Annotated in this window: 12 protein-coding genes; 6 read left to right on the forward strand and 6 right to left on the reverse strand. The window is 59.5% G+C overall.

Annotation, left to right across the window (positions count from 1 at the left end):
• Positions 1-189 precede the first annotated feature (189 nt).
• From FJ527_RS24795 to FJ527_RS24805, 3 genes are all read left to right on the forward strand, one after another.
• Entirely contained in the window at positions 190-1,062 is an 873-nt protein-coding gene (locus FJ527_RS24795; protein ID WP_023794945.1) for a glycosyltransferase, read from the forward strand.
• A gap of 13 nt (positions 1,063-1,075) precedes the next feature.
• The gene (locus tag FJ527_RS24800) at positions 1,076-2,383 is read left to right on the forward strand and encodes a polysaccharide biosynthesis/export family protein (RefSeq protein ID WP_140620186.1); all 1,308 of its coding nucleotides are present in this window, start codon (positions 1,076-1,078) and stop codon (positions 2,381-2,383) included.
• A gap of 432 nt (positions 2,384-2,815) precedes the next feature.
• Positions 2,816-3,046 carry a hypothetical protein gene (locus FJ527_RS24805; protein ID WP_140824272.1) on the forward strand — a complete coding sequence of 77 codons (231 nt, stop codon included), beginning with the start codon at positions 2,816-2,818 and terminating at the stop codon, positions 3,044-3,046.
• 150 nt (positions 3,047-3,196) lie between these two features.
• Here FJ527_RS24805 and FJ527_RS24810 read toward each other — a convergent pair whose 3' ends face one another.
• The 5 genes from FJ527_RS24810 to FJ527_RS29875 all read right to left on the reverse strand — a co-directional run bounded on the left by FJ527_RS24810 (position 3,197) and on the right by FJ527_RS29875 (position 8,188).
• A complete protein-coding gene (locus tag FJ527_RS24810) occupies positions 3,197-4,261 on the reverse strand; it encodes an acyltransferase (RefSeq protein WP_140824273.1) in 1,065 nt (354 codons plus the stop codon).
• Between the two features lie 251 nt (positions 4,262-4,512).
• On the reverse strand, positions 4,513-5,313 hold the full coding sequence (locus tag FJ527_RS24815) for a sugar transferase (RefSeq protein ID WP_140824274.1): 801 nt from the start codon (positions 5,311-5,313) through the stop codon (positions 4,513-4,515).
• 168 nt (positions 5,314-5,481) lie between these two features.
• Entirely contained in the window at positions 5,482-7,308 is a 1,827-nt protein-coding gene (locus FJ527_RS24820) for a Wzz/FepE/Etk N-terminal domain-containing protein (protein WP_140717091.1), read from the reverse strand.
• 174 nt (positions 7,309-7,482) lie between these two features.
• Positions 7,483-7,818 (reverse strand): hypothetical protein, encoded by a 336-nt coding sequence (locus FJ527_RS24825; RefSeq protein WP_140824275.1) that lies wholly within the window; start codon positions 7,816-7,818, stop codon positions 7,483-7,485.
• A 241-nt stretch (positions 7,819-8,059) separates the two neighbouring features.
• Entirely contained in the window at positions 8,060-8,188 is a 129-nt protein-coding gene (locus FJ527_RS29875; protein WP_281405554.1) for a hypothetical protein, read from the reverse strand.
• 210 nt (positions 8,189-8,398) lie between these two features.
• Between FJ527_RS29875 and FJ527_RS24830 the strand changes: the two genes are divergently transcribed.
• The 3 genes from FJ527_RS24830 to FJ527_RS24840 all read left to right on the forward strand — a co-directional run bounded on the left by FJ527_RS24830 (position 8,399) and on the right by FJ527_RS24840 (position 12,267).
• On the forward strand, positions 8,399-10,699 hold the full coding sequence (locus FJ527_RS24830; RefSeq protein WP_140824276.1) for a mannose-1-phosphate guanylyltransferase/mannose-6-phosphate isomerase: 2,301 nt from the start codon (positions 8,399-8,401) through the stop codon (positions 10,697-10,699).
• Between the two features lie 435 nt (positions 10,700-11,134).
• Complete coding sequence (locus FJ527_RS24835) at positions 11,135-11,416, forward strand: hypothetical protein (RefSeq protein WP_140663915.1); 282 nt, start codon at positions 11,135-11,137, stop codon at positions 11,414-11,416.
• Positions 11,417-11,550: 134 nt separating this feature from the next.
• Positions 11,551-12,267: a Crp/Fnr family transcriptional regulator gene (locus tag FJ527_RS24840; protein ID WP_140620199.1), complete on the forward strand. Its 717-nt coding sequence runs from the start codon at positions 11,551-11,553 to the stop codon at positions 12,265-12,267.
• Between the two features lie 1,684 nt (positions 12,268-13,951).
• Here FJ527_RS24840 and FJ527_RS24850 read toward each other — a convergent pair.
• On the reverse strand, positions 13,952-14,545 hold the full coding sequence (locus FJ527_RS24850) for an SOS response-associated peptidase family protein (protein ID WP_140824277.1): 594 nt from the start codon (positions 14,543-14,545) through the stop codon (positions 13,952-13,954).
• Positions 14,546-14,583: the final 38 nt, after the last annotated feature.

A 14,583-nucleotide genomic window follows, 5' to 3' on the forward strand; every position in this document is an offset into this window, starting at 1 on the left:
AGTTCTCCGATCGGCTACAGGCTGCTCCGGGCGCATGTTCGGCTAATACTTATGGCTGCGGCCGTTCGCCGGGGATACTCCGAAAGCCGGAGCCAGGGGGTAAGCCAGGCTCCCTCCGTCTCCTTTTATGCAGGCTGTTTCGACCCCGTCACCGGTCTAGGGTCAGCTGGAACCGAAGATGGACCGGCCATGAAACTCATCGTGATCATCCCGACCCTCGGCCGCAACGAACAGGTCGCGCGCCTGCTCAGCTATCTGAGCGGCCAGACGAGACTTCCCGACGAGGTCGTGTTGTCGGCGCCCGACGCCACGCATGTCGAACTGCCGGAAAGCTGTCCCTTCCCCGTGTCACTCGTTTTCGGGCCGAAAGGGCTGGCCGCCCAGCGCAACACGGCTCTCGTACCTGCCCTGGGGCGCTCCGACATCATCACATTCTTCGACGACGATTTCGTTCCATCCGCCGAATATCTGGAGCAGATCGAGAAAGCTTTCGCGGAAAATGACGGATGGGCGGTGGTGATGGGCATGGTGGTCAGGGACGGAGCCACCAATGCCGGCCTCACCTGGGAAGCCGCCGAAGCCGCCTTGCGGGAAGCCGAGGGCAAGAAACATGAGGGACCGCTGGTGGTCGACCATGTCGGCGCATACGGATGCAACATGTCGCTCCGCTCCTCGCTTGTGGGAGATCTGCGTTTCGACGAGCGCCTAGTCCTCTACGGCTGGCAGGAAGACATCGACTTCACCAGCCAGATGAGATCCAAGGGGCGCGTGGTCTGCGTGACCTCGATCTCGGGCGTCCATCTCGGCATCAAGACCGGGCGGGTGAGCGGAGAGCGGTTCGGCTACTCCCAGGTCGCGAACGCGATCTACCTGGTCAGGAAAGGCTCCGTTCCGGCCTCTTTCGCGCTGCCCCTGATGTTCAGGAACATCGCGGCCAACCTGGCGAGGAGCCTGCGGCCGGAGCCGTATGTCGACCGGAGGGGCAGGCTCAAGGGCAACATGCTTGCGATCCTGCATGTCGCCATGGGGCGAATCGAACCCGAATACATCCTGAAAATCTGAGGCGGAAAAGACAATGCGGAAATGGCTTGTAACGGCGTCGGCTTCCTTGGCGGCGGCGACCGCCTTCGCCTTGCCGGCGATGGCTGCCGAGTATCTGCTCGGACCTCAGGACAAGGTCAGGCTCAAGGTCTACGAGTGGCGTGCGTCGCGCGATGTGATCTTTGAATGGACCGCTCTCAACGACGATTTCGTTGTCGGCGCCGACGGCACGCTCTTCCTGCCATTTGTCGGCCAGATACGCGCGCAGGGCACCTCGCCGGGCGACCTCGCCCGCGCAATCGGCGACCGCCTGATGCAGCAGATGGGCCTCGGCCGCCATCCGGATGTCGCCGTCGAGATCGCCCAGTACAGACCGTTCTACATCGTCGGCTACGTCACGCAGCCCGGCGAATTCCCCTACAGACCCGGACTGACGGTGCTGCAGGCTCTGGGAATCGCCGGCGGCCTGCGGACGCGCGAGGATGACATCCCGAGGCTCGAGCGTGAGGTCATCGCCGGCCAGGGCGACGTGGGCCTGTTGGCGCTGAGCAGCGTCACCCTGCTCGCGCGCAAAGCGCGGCTGGAAGCCGAGCAGGCCGGCAGCGACGACATCGCGTTTCCTGCGGAGCTGAAGGACAGGGCTTCGAACGCAACGGTCGCGGTGGCGATGGAGCAGGAACGCAGGATCTTCGCCGTCCGCAAGGAAGCGATGACAACGCAACTGCGTTCGCTTAGCGAACTCAAGGATTTCCTGGAGAAGGAACTGGACTCGCTCCAGCAGCAGCTGACTTTCCGCGACAAGCAGATCGAGCTTATCCAGAAGGAATTGGCAGGCGTTTCGAGCCTTGTCCAGAAGGGGCTTGCGGTTGCACCGCGGGAGCTCAATCTGGAAGGGACGGTTGCCCAGATGCAGGGCGACAGATTGGCCGCCGAAACCTCGCTCTTGCGGGTCAGGCAGGAGATAAGCAAGACCGACATCGAGATTCTCAATCTCAACAACCAACACGCCAACGAGATCGCCGCGGCCTTGCGGGAGACGCAGTCGCAGCTCAATGAAGTTGTCAGCAAAGCCGAGACCGCATCGCAGTTGCTGCACGAAACCGCGGTCACGGCTCCTGCCCTGCTTGCGCTCAGGGAACACGCCGAAAGGGCCAAGCCGATCTTCAAGATCGTCAGGATGACGGCCAATGGTCCGCAAGAACTGGCGGCCGAGGAAACGACATCGATCGAGCCGGGCGATACCGTGAAGATCGAGATACCCGCGCCGACATCCGCCTTGTCCGCCCTCCCCGCGGATGGCGAGATTCAGGGACAGGCGCTTCCGATCCAGAACACCAACTGATCAAGCCCGCACAGCTTGGGCTCGGGCGGCAGCCTGCCGCCCGAGCGTCGATCGATTGCCTGCGAGCAGCTCTCGCTGTTTCATGGAGACGCAGAACCGCCGCACAGTGTTGCGCGACATGCGTCAGAGGATACGTACTCGCCGGATCGCAAGCGGTTGTTGGCCACTCGGGACGGCGAGCCGCCGCTTATCTCTGCCAGGAGGGATGCTGCCATGAAGGGCTCGGGGCACAGGCCGATCCGCGTCATGCATGAGTGAACTGTGCATGCAGTGATCCTGGCCCTTGCTATGCTTTTTGAGGCCGCATATCAGTGATCATTCGACCGGCTTCCGCACCAACTGCACAGGAGTGGCCAACGCGACTAGCGGGTCTTTCCATGCCGCAGCGAGCCGATCGGTCCCGTGATGTCGCAGCTGGAGATGTCGGTGCTCATGAGTGTAGTCGCTGTATCGGCGGCAGGCGTTCTGATGGGACTGCGGTTCAAGGCTCCCGCCCTGATCGCCGGGACAGCCGTGCTCTTGATCGGCAGCCTTGTCTGGAATGGCCTTGGCTTGCCGGGCTACGTGACGATCACCAGGTTCCTCATCCTGGCGTTCGCAATGGCTTGCGCCTACATCGTCGGCCTGTCGATTTCCGTGCATAGGAAACGGACCCAAGGGTAGGCCGCCTCGGCTTTTTGAGCAGTTCACATCTGTAGAATTGTTATGGCTATTTTCTTCAGTGCGGGACAGAAACCAGTCTTTCTGGAATTCCCTTAGATTAGGATCGATGAAGGGATTGCAAAGGAAAGATTTCATTTGCAATCCGCATATTCAACTGATCACGGAACCTTCCGGGATCCTGGCCGTTCGTTCCCGATCCCAGAGGTTGCGTAGCCAGCGCGTCAGAGGGACCTCCAATCCCAAATGAATTCCTACTGTGACGACGACGGCAGTGACTGCCGCGAGTGGCATTACCACAATGGCCATTGTTGGCTCTGGGGCCATAATCTTGGCCGCCAAGTTTACGAACGGCTGCAACAGCATGGGGTGAAACAGATACATCGAATAGCTCGCGGCGCCAACCAGCAGCACGATCGAGTTGCACGTCGTCGCCCCACTGCGCTCAGCCACCAGGGCGCCCGTTACCACCAGGACAGCCGGAAACCCGTAAGTTACGATTCTGTACTCGCTTGAAGAGACCTGTAAGTAATACTCGATGGAAAGCACGGCCAGGCCTGCTGCAACGAACGCAACGCCGACGGGCAGCCCGAGCTTCCTTGGCTGGGACAAATACCAGTAGCCGAGCCAGCATCCGGCGACGAACTCCAGCACAATGGAATTGGTATAGACACGCAGCGCGAAAGGGCTATCCGGTCCGAACAGCGACCCAGCCGCCACGACAACGAGGAGGACCGCCGAAACAACCGCCACTCTGTCGCGTGTGCTGCGAACCCAGAGGAACGCGCCAAATACCAGGTAAAAGAACATTTCGTAGATCAAGGTCCACCCGAGCGACAGAATGGGCGCCTTCTCCCCGTCCAGCCGCACTTTAGGGTAAAACACAAACGACGTGACTATGTCGGCCAGGCTATAGTCCTGCAGCCCGTTCGGCCGGAATCCGAGCCCGAACAGGACAATGAGCGCCAGGGTTGCCATCCAGTAGAGAGGGGCAATTCTGATCACCCGTTCACCGTAGAACGCCCAGGCGGAACGTTCTTTTTGCGCGTACGCAAAAACCATCACGAAGCCGGAAATGACGAAGAATATGTCGACGCCCTCCGCACCTATATCGCTGTGGAAATCGGTGCCAAAACGGCGGTTTAACATGGGTCCAAGATGATAAAGTAAAATCGTTATCGCGGCGATGCCTCGCAACGCCTGTAAGTTAGCGACCAATTGAGCCTCCCCGCTCCTCTAAAATATTTCTATTTTTCCACTTTCTGGATCTTTAACGCCCCATAACGCTAACTTCTTTTAATCTATACTTTGGTGACCGCCTGTCCCATGGGGTTCACCCGAAAAAATGCGATCTTGCCATGCCCATGCCCACCCGGGGGCATTTAGCCAGTCTCGTGGCGTCGCAGGGGTCCGGCTAAAAACAATGAGACGGGATAGGATGGACCATCCGACACAGACGATCCCCCGTTCTAGGAAGCCCTGTCGAAGCGCATCACCGCAAACACGGTCCTGAACAAGATGGCGAGATCGAGCCAGATTGACCAGTTCCGCACATATTGGCTATCCAGCGCCACACGGCTGGGGTAGTCCATGCTGCTTCTGCCGCTTACCTGCCAGAGGCCGGTAACGCCCGGTCTCGTGCGAAGGTATTCCTCCAGATGGTCGCCATAGCGCTTGAGTTCGTCCTTCACGATGGGCCGCGGCCCCACGCAGCTCATGTCGCCACGGATGACGTTGAAGAGCTGGGGAAGTTCGTCGAGGCTCGACTTGCGCAGGATCCACCCGAGGGACGTGACGCGAGGATCGTCCCTGATCTTGTGAGTCTCCTCCCACTCCGCGGTGACCTGGGGATTGGCTTCGAGATATGCTTTGAGAACTTCGTCCGAATTCGCGACCATGGTGCGGAATTTGTAGCAATTGAACGGCTTTCCGCCGAAGCCGACCCGGCTGTGTGAGAACATCGCCGGACCTCCCGTCGTTATCCTGATCAGCAGGGCAACGACGATCATGACCGGCGCGGCCATGACAAGGGCCGAGATTGCCACGACCAGATCCATGAACCGCTTCGAGATGCCTCCCAGGGGAGGGTTCGTCGTTCCTGCCCTAAGCGAGGGCGACAGGTCTGCCAGCACTGCCCCGGCATTGTTGGGCTTGGGCGAGGCAACGACATGCAGGACTGTCGTCCGGCCGTCGTCAGGCTCGGGGAGAAACGGATGAATCCAGATCGTCGCTCCCTTGTGCGGCTGTTTCTCGAAGGCGTCTGTTGTCATTGGACGGTTGCCGGTTCGAAATTGTCCTCGACACTCTTCCAAGGCCGAGGCTTGTGAGCAAGAAAGGCAAAGGAGGTAGCGCGGCGCTCCGGGGCTATCCCCTTATCCCAAGGAATGATCCCCCTACACGCTTTGACGACTTCCGAAGGAGGATTCTCGATACCGGCCTCACGCCTTGCGGCGCTTGGACGTCATCGCGCGGGCCAGGAGCACGCCAAGTATCGGCGTCCTGCTGGCCTGCAGCGTCCTGACAAGTTCCCGCAGTGTTTCGACTTGTGTCCTGCCCCACTCGGCGACGATCACGACGCAGTCCAGGACCGATCCCACAATCAGCTCGTCGGCGCCCGAGGCGAGCGTCGGCAGGTTGACGATCACGATGTCGTAGGCGGCAAACTGGTATGCGGCCAGGTCGCTGGCGGTAAGTTCCGCAAGGAGCGCCTTCATCTTGTCTGGCGCCAGCAGATGCTTTTCGTCCACCACCGAACTTGGCAGCATGTCGAACGGCCGTCCCGGGGCGCGGACGATGTTGAGGCGAACGGGGTCCTCGCACGGTCTGTCGAAGGCCCGTGACGGGCCGAGCAGACGTGTGGTCATGCTCGCCCGGATGTCGGCGTCGATCACCAGCGTCTTCAGGCCGGACATCGCGTAAAGCGTGGCAAGATTGCTGGCGACGGAACTTTTCGAACTGTCGTTGGAGACAGCGGTCAACCCAAGGAATCTTATCGGATGACTGGTTTCCGCAAGGCTGATTTCGGTTCGTGCCTTCCTGAGGCCGTGGCTGAAGGGGGAATACGGGTATTTCACCACTTCGTCGAGGCGGCCGGAATCCATTCTCCAGCTGGTGGGCGGCACCTCTCCGACGCATTCGACACCCAGATTGTCGCGGATGTGCCGCGGCGACCTTATGGTCCAGTCGAACGTATGCCTGGCAAACGAAATTCCGATACCGAGAATGAGCCCGGTAACTGCCGCCAAGGCCAGAAACAGTTTCGGCCTGGGAGCGCTCGGATAAAGCGGCGCCGTCGCAGCCGTGATCACCCTTGCGTCGGCGACCGGATACGACTGCTGGCTTACCGAGTTGGTGTAGGCCTGGAGGAAGCTTTCGTACATCTTCTGGTAGGTTTCAGCAGTCACCTCAAGCTCTTCGAGCGTCGGCACAGCGCTCGTGCCGCCGCTGGCTTCGTGGCCGACGCTATAGTCGTGCCGCGACCGGAACTCCTGCGCTTTCGCCATGGCCTCGTTCATCTGGGTGCGCAACTGGCCAAGGCGCTGCTCGAGCCACGCGCCGCCTTCCTTCGCGGCGTCGGTCTTGGTTTCGATCTGTTCGCGCACGAAGGCATCGGCCGTGGCGTTCGCAATCCTGGCTGCGCCCTCGGGATCAAAAGAGGTGAAGGATATGTCTATCGCATAGGAAACGCCGACCCTGCGGATGTCGATGCCGTTGCGGAAAATAAACATGCTGCGCCGAGACTTTTGGTAATCGGTCAGCGTCGCAGGCGTTTCAGGCACGCCTAGGCCGAAATGCTCCCAAAGCGAGGTGAACCAGGCGCTTTTCCGGGGCCCGAAAGCGTCAAGCAGGATGGCTCCTATCCTCCTGAATCTCTCCCGAAAAGTCGGAGCCTGCGGACGGTTGAACTCGGGGTCATCGATGAGCTTCAGCTGGTCGATGACCATCGCAGCGATCTTTTCCGACTGCATGACTGCGATCTGGCTTTCCACTTGGGCGGTATCCAATGACAGATTTACTTCACCACCCTCCTGCAGGTGTTGCGGCAATTTCGGCTCGATCAGGATCTGCGCGCTGGCGGTGAAGGTGGGGTCGGTGGTCAAATTGTAGAAGCCGGCCACCAAGAGCGCCGCGGCAAGGCAGGCGATGATGGTGCCAACATAGCACCGCAGAAATCTGGTTATGTCGGAGAGGCCAATGAACTCCTGTTCGACGGAAGCCTGCTGGTCCGTTGTCGAGGGCCATTGATTGGGAAACATGCGGTTCATTCAACGCCTCCGGCAGGCGTGCGCGGAAACCCTGCGCGCACGCCGTCCCCATGCAGGTGGTCCTTGGCATTCGGCCACTGTTTTCATTGAAAGCCGAGGCCCCGCGATCCCAGACTGCCGCGGAAGACTACGCCTGCGCCCCGGAAGGTAAACGCCGCCAATTGGCGTATGCGGCTACGTCCTATGGGAGGGAAGAAGGCGCTGCAATTCTGCTTGAGTCCTGCGCAGGAATGACAGCTGCCGCTGCAGCGAGACCTGCCGTGTGTGTTTCAACATCATATTATGTGTGAGCGCATCGATCCTGACGGAGATAACTTCGAGAGTTTCGCCGTTCTCGAGCGCCTGCACAGCAAACGCGGCGCAGTCCGCCATCGCGTTTTCCGACGGATAGAGTTGCGTCGCCTCCTTCTCGATTTCGACTTGCGTGGCCTGAAGAAGGCGAACCAGCCGGCCAAGGCGCCTTTCATCGACATATTCGCGCGACGGGGACCTCAATGCGGGAAGCGGCATTTTGCGGCCCAATCCTTAACGTGAGCGCCCGAATGGAACGCATGTGCCAGAATACAAAACGCTCTCGCCTCTACGAGACATCCTTTCGGCGGCCGATTGGCATCTCCTATTGGATGAGGGGAGCGTATCTGGGTGTCAGGACTGCCCGAATTCCTGACGAGGCCGGCGCCCCACAGCATGCTAAAACCCTCCCTCGTGAGCGATTTCGGAGCGGAAGGTGTCCTTTACAAACTCAATTGCATCACGACGCGGCGTCGGGCCGGCCGCCGCGCTGGATGGTAGTGGACGTGACTTGGGCAGCCATTTGATCGCTGCCTGGCGCCCAATCGCCGGGCTGTTCCTTGGCGGCCTGGTCCAGGAGTGTCGGCATGGCTTTTCGCAGTCTGCCAGCCTCACGCCGCTGCTGCCAGCTCCTCGCCGGGGCCACAGTGACAGCCTCGTCGGAGAAACCTATCATCCGGCTCTGGTGCGCTGCTCCGTCCAAAGGGCGCCACGACATGGTCGATGCTCTCGACCTGCAGTTGCGCCAAGATCCAAAGGTCGAGCCAGTAGTTAGAGATTTCTGAGAAGGGACTCGAATATGGCATCCGAGCTGGTGTGTTTTGTCATGAGCGGGGGCGTGGGCTCACGCCTCTGGCCGCTTTCGCGCGAAGACAATCCAAAGCAATTCCACGACCTTTCGGGCGACGGTTCAATGCTCGCAAAGACTGTCCGGCGGCTCAAGGCGCGGCCCGACAATCAGACCCCAATCTACCTGATCGCTTCCGAACGACATGCCGATCGTGTTATCTCTGACATTGCTTCGCTCGGCCTGAACGGCGGTAAACCGATCTTCGAGCCTGTCGGTCGCAATACCGCCGCAGCCGTCGCCATAGCCACCCTGCAGACAATCTCGGAACATGGCAGCGATGCACTTGTGCTCGTGGTTCCCTCCGATCATGAAATATCGACCGACGCGCAATTCTGGGAGACCGTCGAGTCGGGCGTTCATGCCGCCGAGTCAGGGAGCATCATCGTGTTCGGCATCAAGCCAACGCATGCGGAAACTGGATACGGCTACATCGAGGTTGCAGCAACTGACGACCGCGTGGCTGCAGTTTCGCGCTTCGTCGAAAAGCCCAACGCAGAGACAGCGCGCAACTACGTATCGTCAGGACGATTCTACTGGAATGCCGGCATTTTCCTGTTTCGTGCCGACACCATGCGCCGGGCATTTCTCGAGTTCCAGCCGGACATCTGGGAAACTGCAGAACGGGCCTACAAGACTGCACGAACGGACCTCTCGGGTATCTGTCTCCCCCAGGGTTTCTACTCGGCCGTCCCCTCCACCTCGATAGACTATGCCGTCATGGAGCATGCACGCGATATTGCCATGGTTACGGCTTCCTTCCGCTGGAACGACCTTGGGTCGTGGCAATCGCTGCTCGAAGCCAGCCCGACAGACGGCAATGGCAATGTCGTGATGGGCGACATCGTCGCCATGGACTGCGACAGCTCCTACCTTAGAAGCCAAGGAAGGCTGCTGACCGTCATCGGCATGAAGGGGGTTGCGGTAGTAGCGACACCGGACGCGGTGTTCGTCGCCCCTGTCAGCCACAGCCAGAACGTGAAGAAGGTCGTCGAGCAATTGGAAAAGAGCGGACGGCTTGAGACGAAGTACACGCCCTCGGGAGACCGGGTCATCATCAACGGTTCCTGGCGCAAGCGCGTCGAACATTGGCTCTTCAACGAAACCCTGCCGCTTTGGTCCACCGTAGGGGTCGATGATGTGAACGGCGGCTTTCACGAGGCGCTCGGTTTCGACACAAGGCCGCTGGGGAAGCCCAAGCGCATGCGCACCATGGCTCGCCAGATCTACGCCTTCGCGGTGGCCAAGGAACGCGGCTGGGCCGGACCAGCCGACGAGCTGATCGACCACGGCATCGACTTCATTGCCAAATATGGCCGTACCACCCGTGGCGGCTGGGTGCGCACCCTTAATGTCAATGGCAGCGTGGCTGACCCTGCGGAGGACGCATACGATCATTCCTGCGTACTCCTGGCACTTTGCCATGCTCATCGATGCGGCCATCGCGAGGCCTTGCGACTGGCACAAGAGACATTTCATTTCATCGACGCGCATCTCGAAGACGACCGTCTGAACGGCTTCCTGGAAACCTCGGGCTCGAACGGGATGCGGTTTTCGAACCCGCACATGCACATGCTGGAGGCTTTCCTTGCGTGGCATGACGTTAGTGGCGACCGCACCTATCTGCGCCGGGCGGCTCGCGTGGTAGATCTCTTCAGATGCCATTTCTTCGACCAGGAGAGCTGGACGGTGGGGGAGAATTTCGACGTCGACTGGCTACCTTTGCCTGGAGAAAAAGGCCTGTCGACCGAACCGGGCCACCATTTCGAATGGGCCTCGCTTCTCATCGATTTCGCTCAAAAAAGCGGACAAAAGGACTTGGCCAGTTATGCACGGAAGCTCTATTCGTCCGCGATCGCCAGCGGCTTGAATAGGGCTACGGGTCTGGCTTACGCGGCTGTGTCGCGGCAGGGAATGCCAATCGACCGGCTCTCCCGCAGTTGGCCGCAATGCGAGGCCATCAAGGCAGCCATAGCCTTGGACGGCATAGGCGGGCCTGATTTGAAACCAGAGATAGAGGCCCGTGTCGCCCGCCTCTTTCGATGGCATATCGATCCCGCCCCCCTTGGCTTGTGGATCGACAGAATTGACGAGCGCGGAAGATCACAGGCAACGGAGGTTCCCGCCAGCATTTTCTACCACTTGGTGACGGCCTTGATGCAGTATTTGGACAAGACCGAAGGGCAGATCGAATCTTTCCCGATGCCGGCTTTGGGCCTGGGCAAGAGCGTCGCCGCGCGGGCTCTGGGCTAAGCCTCACGGTCGGCCCCACACTATTCATCCGGCTGGGTACGGAAGAATTCGACGGCGTGGCAGGCCAGCGATGTACGCGCCCGTCCGATCAAAGGTGGCGAGACCCGTCGCGGACGGCAAGCGGTGACCCCGTGAGCTGGGAAGTGACCATGGTTTCTCTGATAAAAGACTTGTCGCCGTTCTCCGATGCGACGTCTCAGCGGCGACGGCGGTATCGTGGTGTCCCAAGGTGGAAGGGCAAGCTACGGCTAATTCGGTATGCCTGCCTCTGTGTCGTCGCTCCAAACCGGGATAGCATGCTTACAATATGTCTAAAGCGACGCACAGATTGAGCTTTTCCAATCCCGTTGCCGCCGCGGATCGCGATTAAATCGCTCAAGGCGAGGTGATGTGAGTCCAAACACCCTTCTTGTCCGGACAGTTGAGAAGCATACTATGGCAAAAAAGAAATCGCGTACTAGGCCCAGCAGTGATCTGTTGAAATTACTGGCCACCAGGCCTCGAGCTGTTGCCCTTGCCGCGTTGCACGTAAGTGAATCGGTGCTGCTTGAACTTGAGGCATCGGAATTGTTGTCGGCAAGACAGATAAGAGGGTTGCTCAAGGACGCATCAAATACCTTGCGGAATGCCGCCGGCCAAGTGGACAATCGCAGCAGCTTCATCGCCGCCGAAATAGTCGATTCCATGCAAGAAACTTTCACAAGAAATAAAAGCTAGCTGCGGGGTTGCGACGTACAACGCTTGCTTTCGCATGCTGGTAGCTGCGACGTCGCACAGGTACCCATCACGCCAAATTTAATGTACATTCGATCCGTTGGGGATAGAAAGGAAGACATCGGGCGGGATTATAGATGTTGTACGCTTCACAGTCTTTGGGCGGGAATGAAAAGCGGTCATCGTATATCAGGCTTGCCGACGAAGATTCGGCGCTCATGAAGACGCTGGGGTTCACACCGAAGCGTTATCCACCCGAGACGGTCATTTTCAGCCAGGGTGAGGACAATGATCGCGTATTCATAGTCGAGTCGGGCTGGGGTTGCCTGTCGCACGAACTTGCAGGGGGGCAGCGACAGATCCTTGATTTTGCCTTGAAAGGCGATCTCGTCCTGTCCCGGTCGAGCGGGGGTGGCGCGCTTGAAACGTTTGTTGCTCGAACCGAACTGAACGTCTTGGTAGCCTCGACCAAGACATTTACGCTCGCAGCCATGAAATCCCCCCATCTTTTCTCCCTGGTCGTCGCGGCTCTTGGGCACAAGGGGGCCGTCATCGCTGAACATCTCACCAATGTTGGTCGACGCAGTGCCCTGGCGCGGACCGCACATCTGTTCCTCGAATTGAGGACGCGCCTGGAACACATAGGCTTCGTCACCCGCGATAGCTATGAATGCCCTCTGACCCAGTACGATCTCGCGGACGCCCTCGGCCTCACTCCGATTCATGTCAACAGGATGCTGCGCGAACTGCGCGAGCGTAAATTTCTCGAATTCCGGCAAGGCCGTGTTCGCGTGCTCGATCTACGAGGCATGACGGAATATGCGGGTTTCGAATGCAGCTATATAAACAGTTGACATCTGTATGTAGGAGCAACTTGGCATCCAGATGCCTCCTGAGCGAGGGGCGCATTGCCGTCCGGCAGCAAGGGGCTGGCTCTGCACGGCCATTGGGCGCCGGCTGACCCTTCCCAGGGATTCCGCCGGGCCGGCTCCCCGCACCCTTGCGTGTTCGACCGCCCATCCTTCCGCGGCGCCGGCGCCTGGGTGATTTCCATCTCCCTTTAGCTGCTAGCCTGCAAACCCTCATCGTAGCCCTTTGAGGCAAACGTTGGGTGTCCGCCACCAAAGCATGGCGCAGCGCCGATGCCTCCGGCGCGCGGCACGCTCATCGCGGGGCTGTCAAATCCACATGCAAGCAGCTTTTGTTAGCGCGAGCTACATCCCTCATTGGACACGAGCTGGAATGGCCGGCGCGGTCTGGGATGTTGGGATGCGGGCCGCACCGGCCATCGCGGTCGGGGGGCCTCCCGCAAGGCTTGGTATATCTTATATTAGCTACAGCGCAATTAAGCCTATCGGACGACCACCACCATCGCCGGGACCGGGAGGGATCGAGTGCAAACCGAGCATTGCGGACTTGCTGTTCAGACCTGTTTGGAGAGCGGAACGCAGAGGCTGAAGGACGGCATGCTAGAGCAGCGTCGGGAATGCCGACTGCGGCGACTCGATACAGCACGATCCCTCCCCTCGCGGCAGCGAGCTGGAGCCGTCCGGAGCGGGAGGTCGGCAGGGCTCGTCGGCGGCCCTAGCCCTTTCGTCATGCGTTAGATGGCGCCGTCATACCGCCATATAGCGACGCTGGAGTAGAGAGAATGGGGATGGCGCAAGATTGCCGTCCCAGGGTCGGCGTCGTGCTCGACTTAGAGGAACTCGCAGGCAATGTGTCCCTACCATCTGAATGTTCTTATGGCCGCCAAGTCAGCATATATCCGGGCGCGATCGCCATTGTGCTTCTCGACGAGCGCCTGTGCTTCTTGCCTGCTGAGCTTTCCGAGCTTCATCAGAAACTCGAATTCGTGCTTCGGTACGGATGATATCAGGCGTTCGAGTTTGGCTCTTTTGGTCTCGTCTGCGGACATAGCGATGCTGAACTTACTTTAGGGCTGCACTCAATGACGCTAAGCACAAGTGCCAAGGAAACGCCAAAGGCCAGGCCGAGCAATATGTTGTTTCTTGGTACATCAGGTTTCCTCGGATACCAATGCGCTTTATCTCAGACCCGGCGACTCAAGTCCCCCGATGCCGATGGCTCCAATCCGCCAAGCAGATCGTCTGTTCATCGTTCCGCACGACATTTCTGGTATCGCTAAACAATTTTACTGTCAGGCAGAATGTTCCCTCTAGTGCGGGTTCGAGACCCAGGTAACCGGATTCGCCCCCAGAAGCTGTTTTGCAGGCAAGGGAAAGAAACGCAACGACGACGTGCTTTGAGCGCGCGATCTGCTACCCTTTTCCATAGGCGACATTTGCGTCGCCTCCGTGACGATCAGGCCCGCCGATGCACGCTGGCTGGATCGTGTCCCGAACGTGGTGTAGCTGTCGGTCGCCGTGCTCTCCGGCATTGGCCGGGCTGGTCTGCGCCACGGCTGGAAAGAAAATGCCACCGCCAACCAGGCTGGCTGACGCCGCGCCTGTACGCAGTCGTGGGCCTGTCACCGAACAGCAGGGGCTTCAATCTGGGCCCCGCCAGCAGCGCTCATCAGTCGCTTCCTGGCCGAACCGTTTCAACATGCAGTGTGCCTGCAGGCGACGGTTGAAGCAGCTCCGCTTCGGTCTTGGTAAGGTAGATCCAGTGCGCCCAGTTATGCGGGCTCAACACGACGATCTGCCGGTCGTGATAGGGCCCAACGTCTGGTCCGGGACTGGTTGTCAGCATCGTGAAGGCCGCTGGCGCTCCGCCCTGCCCTTCCCGCCAGATGCCGGCGATCGCCATGAACGGCTCATCATTCATTGTGAAGCGATGTTTGGCCTTCGGATATTTCTTGCCCGTGAACTCGAAGAATGCCGAGGCCGGAATGAGGCAGCGGTTGCTATTGGCAAAGCTTCGGCCTTCGGAGCGGAAATTGAAAACCGGTCCGCCGCGCGGGCTCGATGGCGGGAAGCTAAAGTTCATAGGCACCAGTTCGATGCCATTGCCGGCGGCGCGCATCACCGGGCCGACATCGTTGATCTTGATGTCGTCGGCCTCGGGCAGATCGCCTTCGCTCTGCCCGGTAGGCATCCCGAGTTCGAGCCTCTGCATCATCTTGCAGTATTCAGCCCACAGAATGTGTTGCTCGTAGTCGTTGCACATAGTGTCTGATCCAGCTTGCGCGATGTAGGATACGACCT

It is taken from the genome of Mesorhizobium sp. B2-4-18 (assembly GCF_006441385.1).
Classification (GTDB): Bacteria; Pseudomonadota; Alphaproteobacteria; order Rhizobiales; family Rhizobiaceae; genus Mesorhizobium; species Mesorhizobium australicum.

Excerpts from the sequence above, each read along its gene's own strand:
- FJ527_RS24795 (WP_023794945.1), top strand. The coding sequence starts at position 190 with ATGAAACTCATCGTGATCATCCCGACCCTCGGCCGCAACGAACAGGTC.
- FJ527_RS24800 (WP_140620186.1), top strand. The coding sequence starts at position 1,076 with ATGCGGAAATGGCTTGTAACGGCGTCGGCTTCCTTGGCGGCGGCGACC.
- FJ527_RS24805 (WP_140824272.1), top strand. The coding sequence starts at position 2,816 with ATGAGTGTAGTCGCTGTATCGGCGGCAGGCGTTCTGATGGGACTGCGG.
- FJ527_RS24815 (WP_140824274.1), bottom strand. The coding sequence starts at position 5,313 with ATGACAACAGACGCCTTCGAGAAACAGCCGCACAAGGGAGCGACGATC.
- FJ527_RS24820 (WP_140717091.1), bottom strand. The coding sequence starts at position 7,308 with ATGAACCGCATGTTTCCCAATCAATGGCCCTCGACAACGGACCAGCAG.
- FJ527_RS24825 (WP_140824275.1), bottom strand. The coding sequence starts at position 7,818 with ATGCCGCTTCCCGCATTGAGGTCCCCGTCGCGCGAATATGTCGATGAA.
- FJ527_RS29875 (WP_281405554.1), bottom strand. The coding sequence starts at position 8,188 with ATGCCGACACTCCTGGACCAGGCCGCCAAGGAACAGCCCGGCGATTGG.
- FJ527_RS24830 (WP_140824276.1), top strand. The coding sequence starts at position 8,399 with ATGGCATCCGAGCTGGTGTGTTTTGTCATGAGCGGGGGCGTGGGCTCA.
- FJ527_RS24835 (WP_140663915.1), top strand. The coding sequence starts at position 11,135 with ATGGCAAAAAAGAAATCGCGTACTAGGCCCAGCAGTGATCTGTTGAAA.
- FJ527_RS24840 (WP_140620199.1), top strand. The coding sequence starts at position 11,551 with ATGTTGTACGCTTCACAGTCTTTGGGCGGGAATGAAAAGCGGTCATCG.
- FJ527_RS24850 (WP_140824277.1), bottom strand. The coding sequence starts at position 14,545 with ATGTGCAACGACTACGAGCAACACATTCTGTGGGCTGAATACTGCAAG.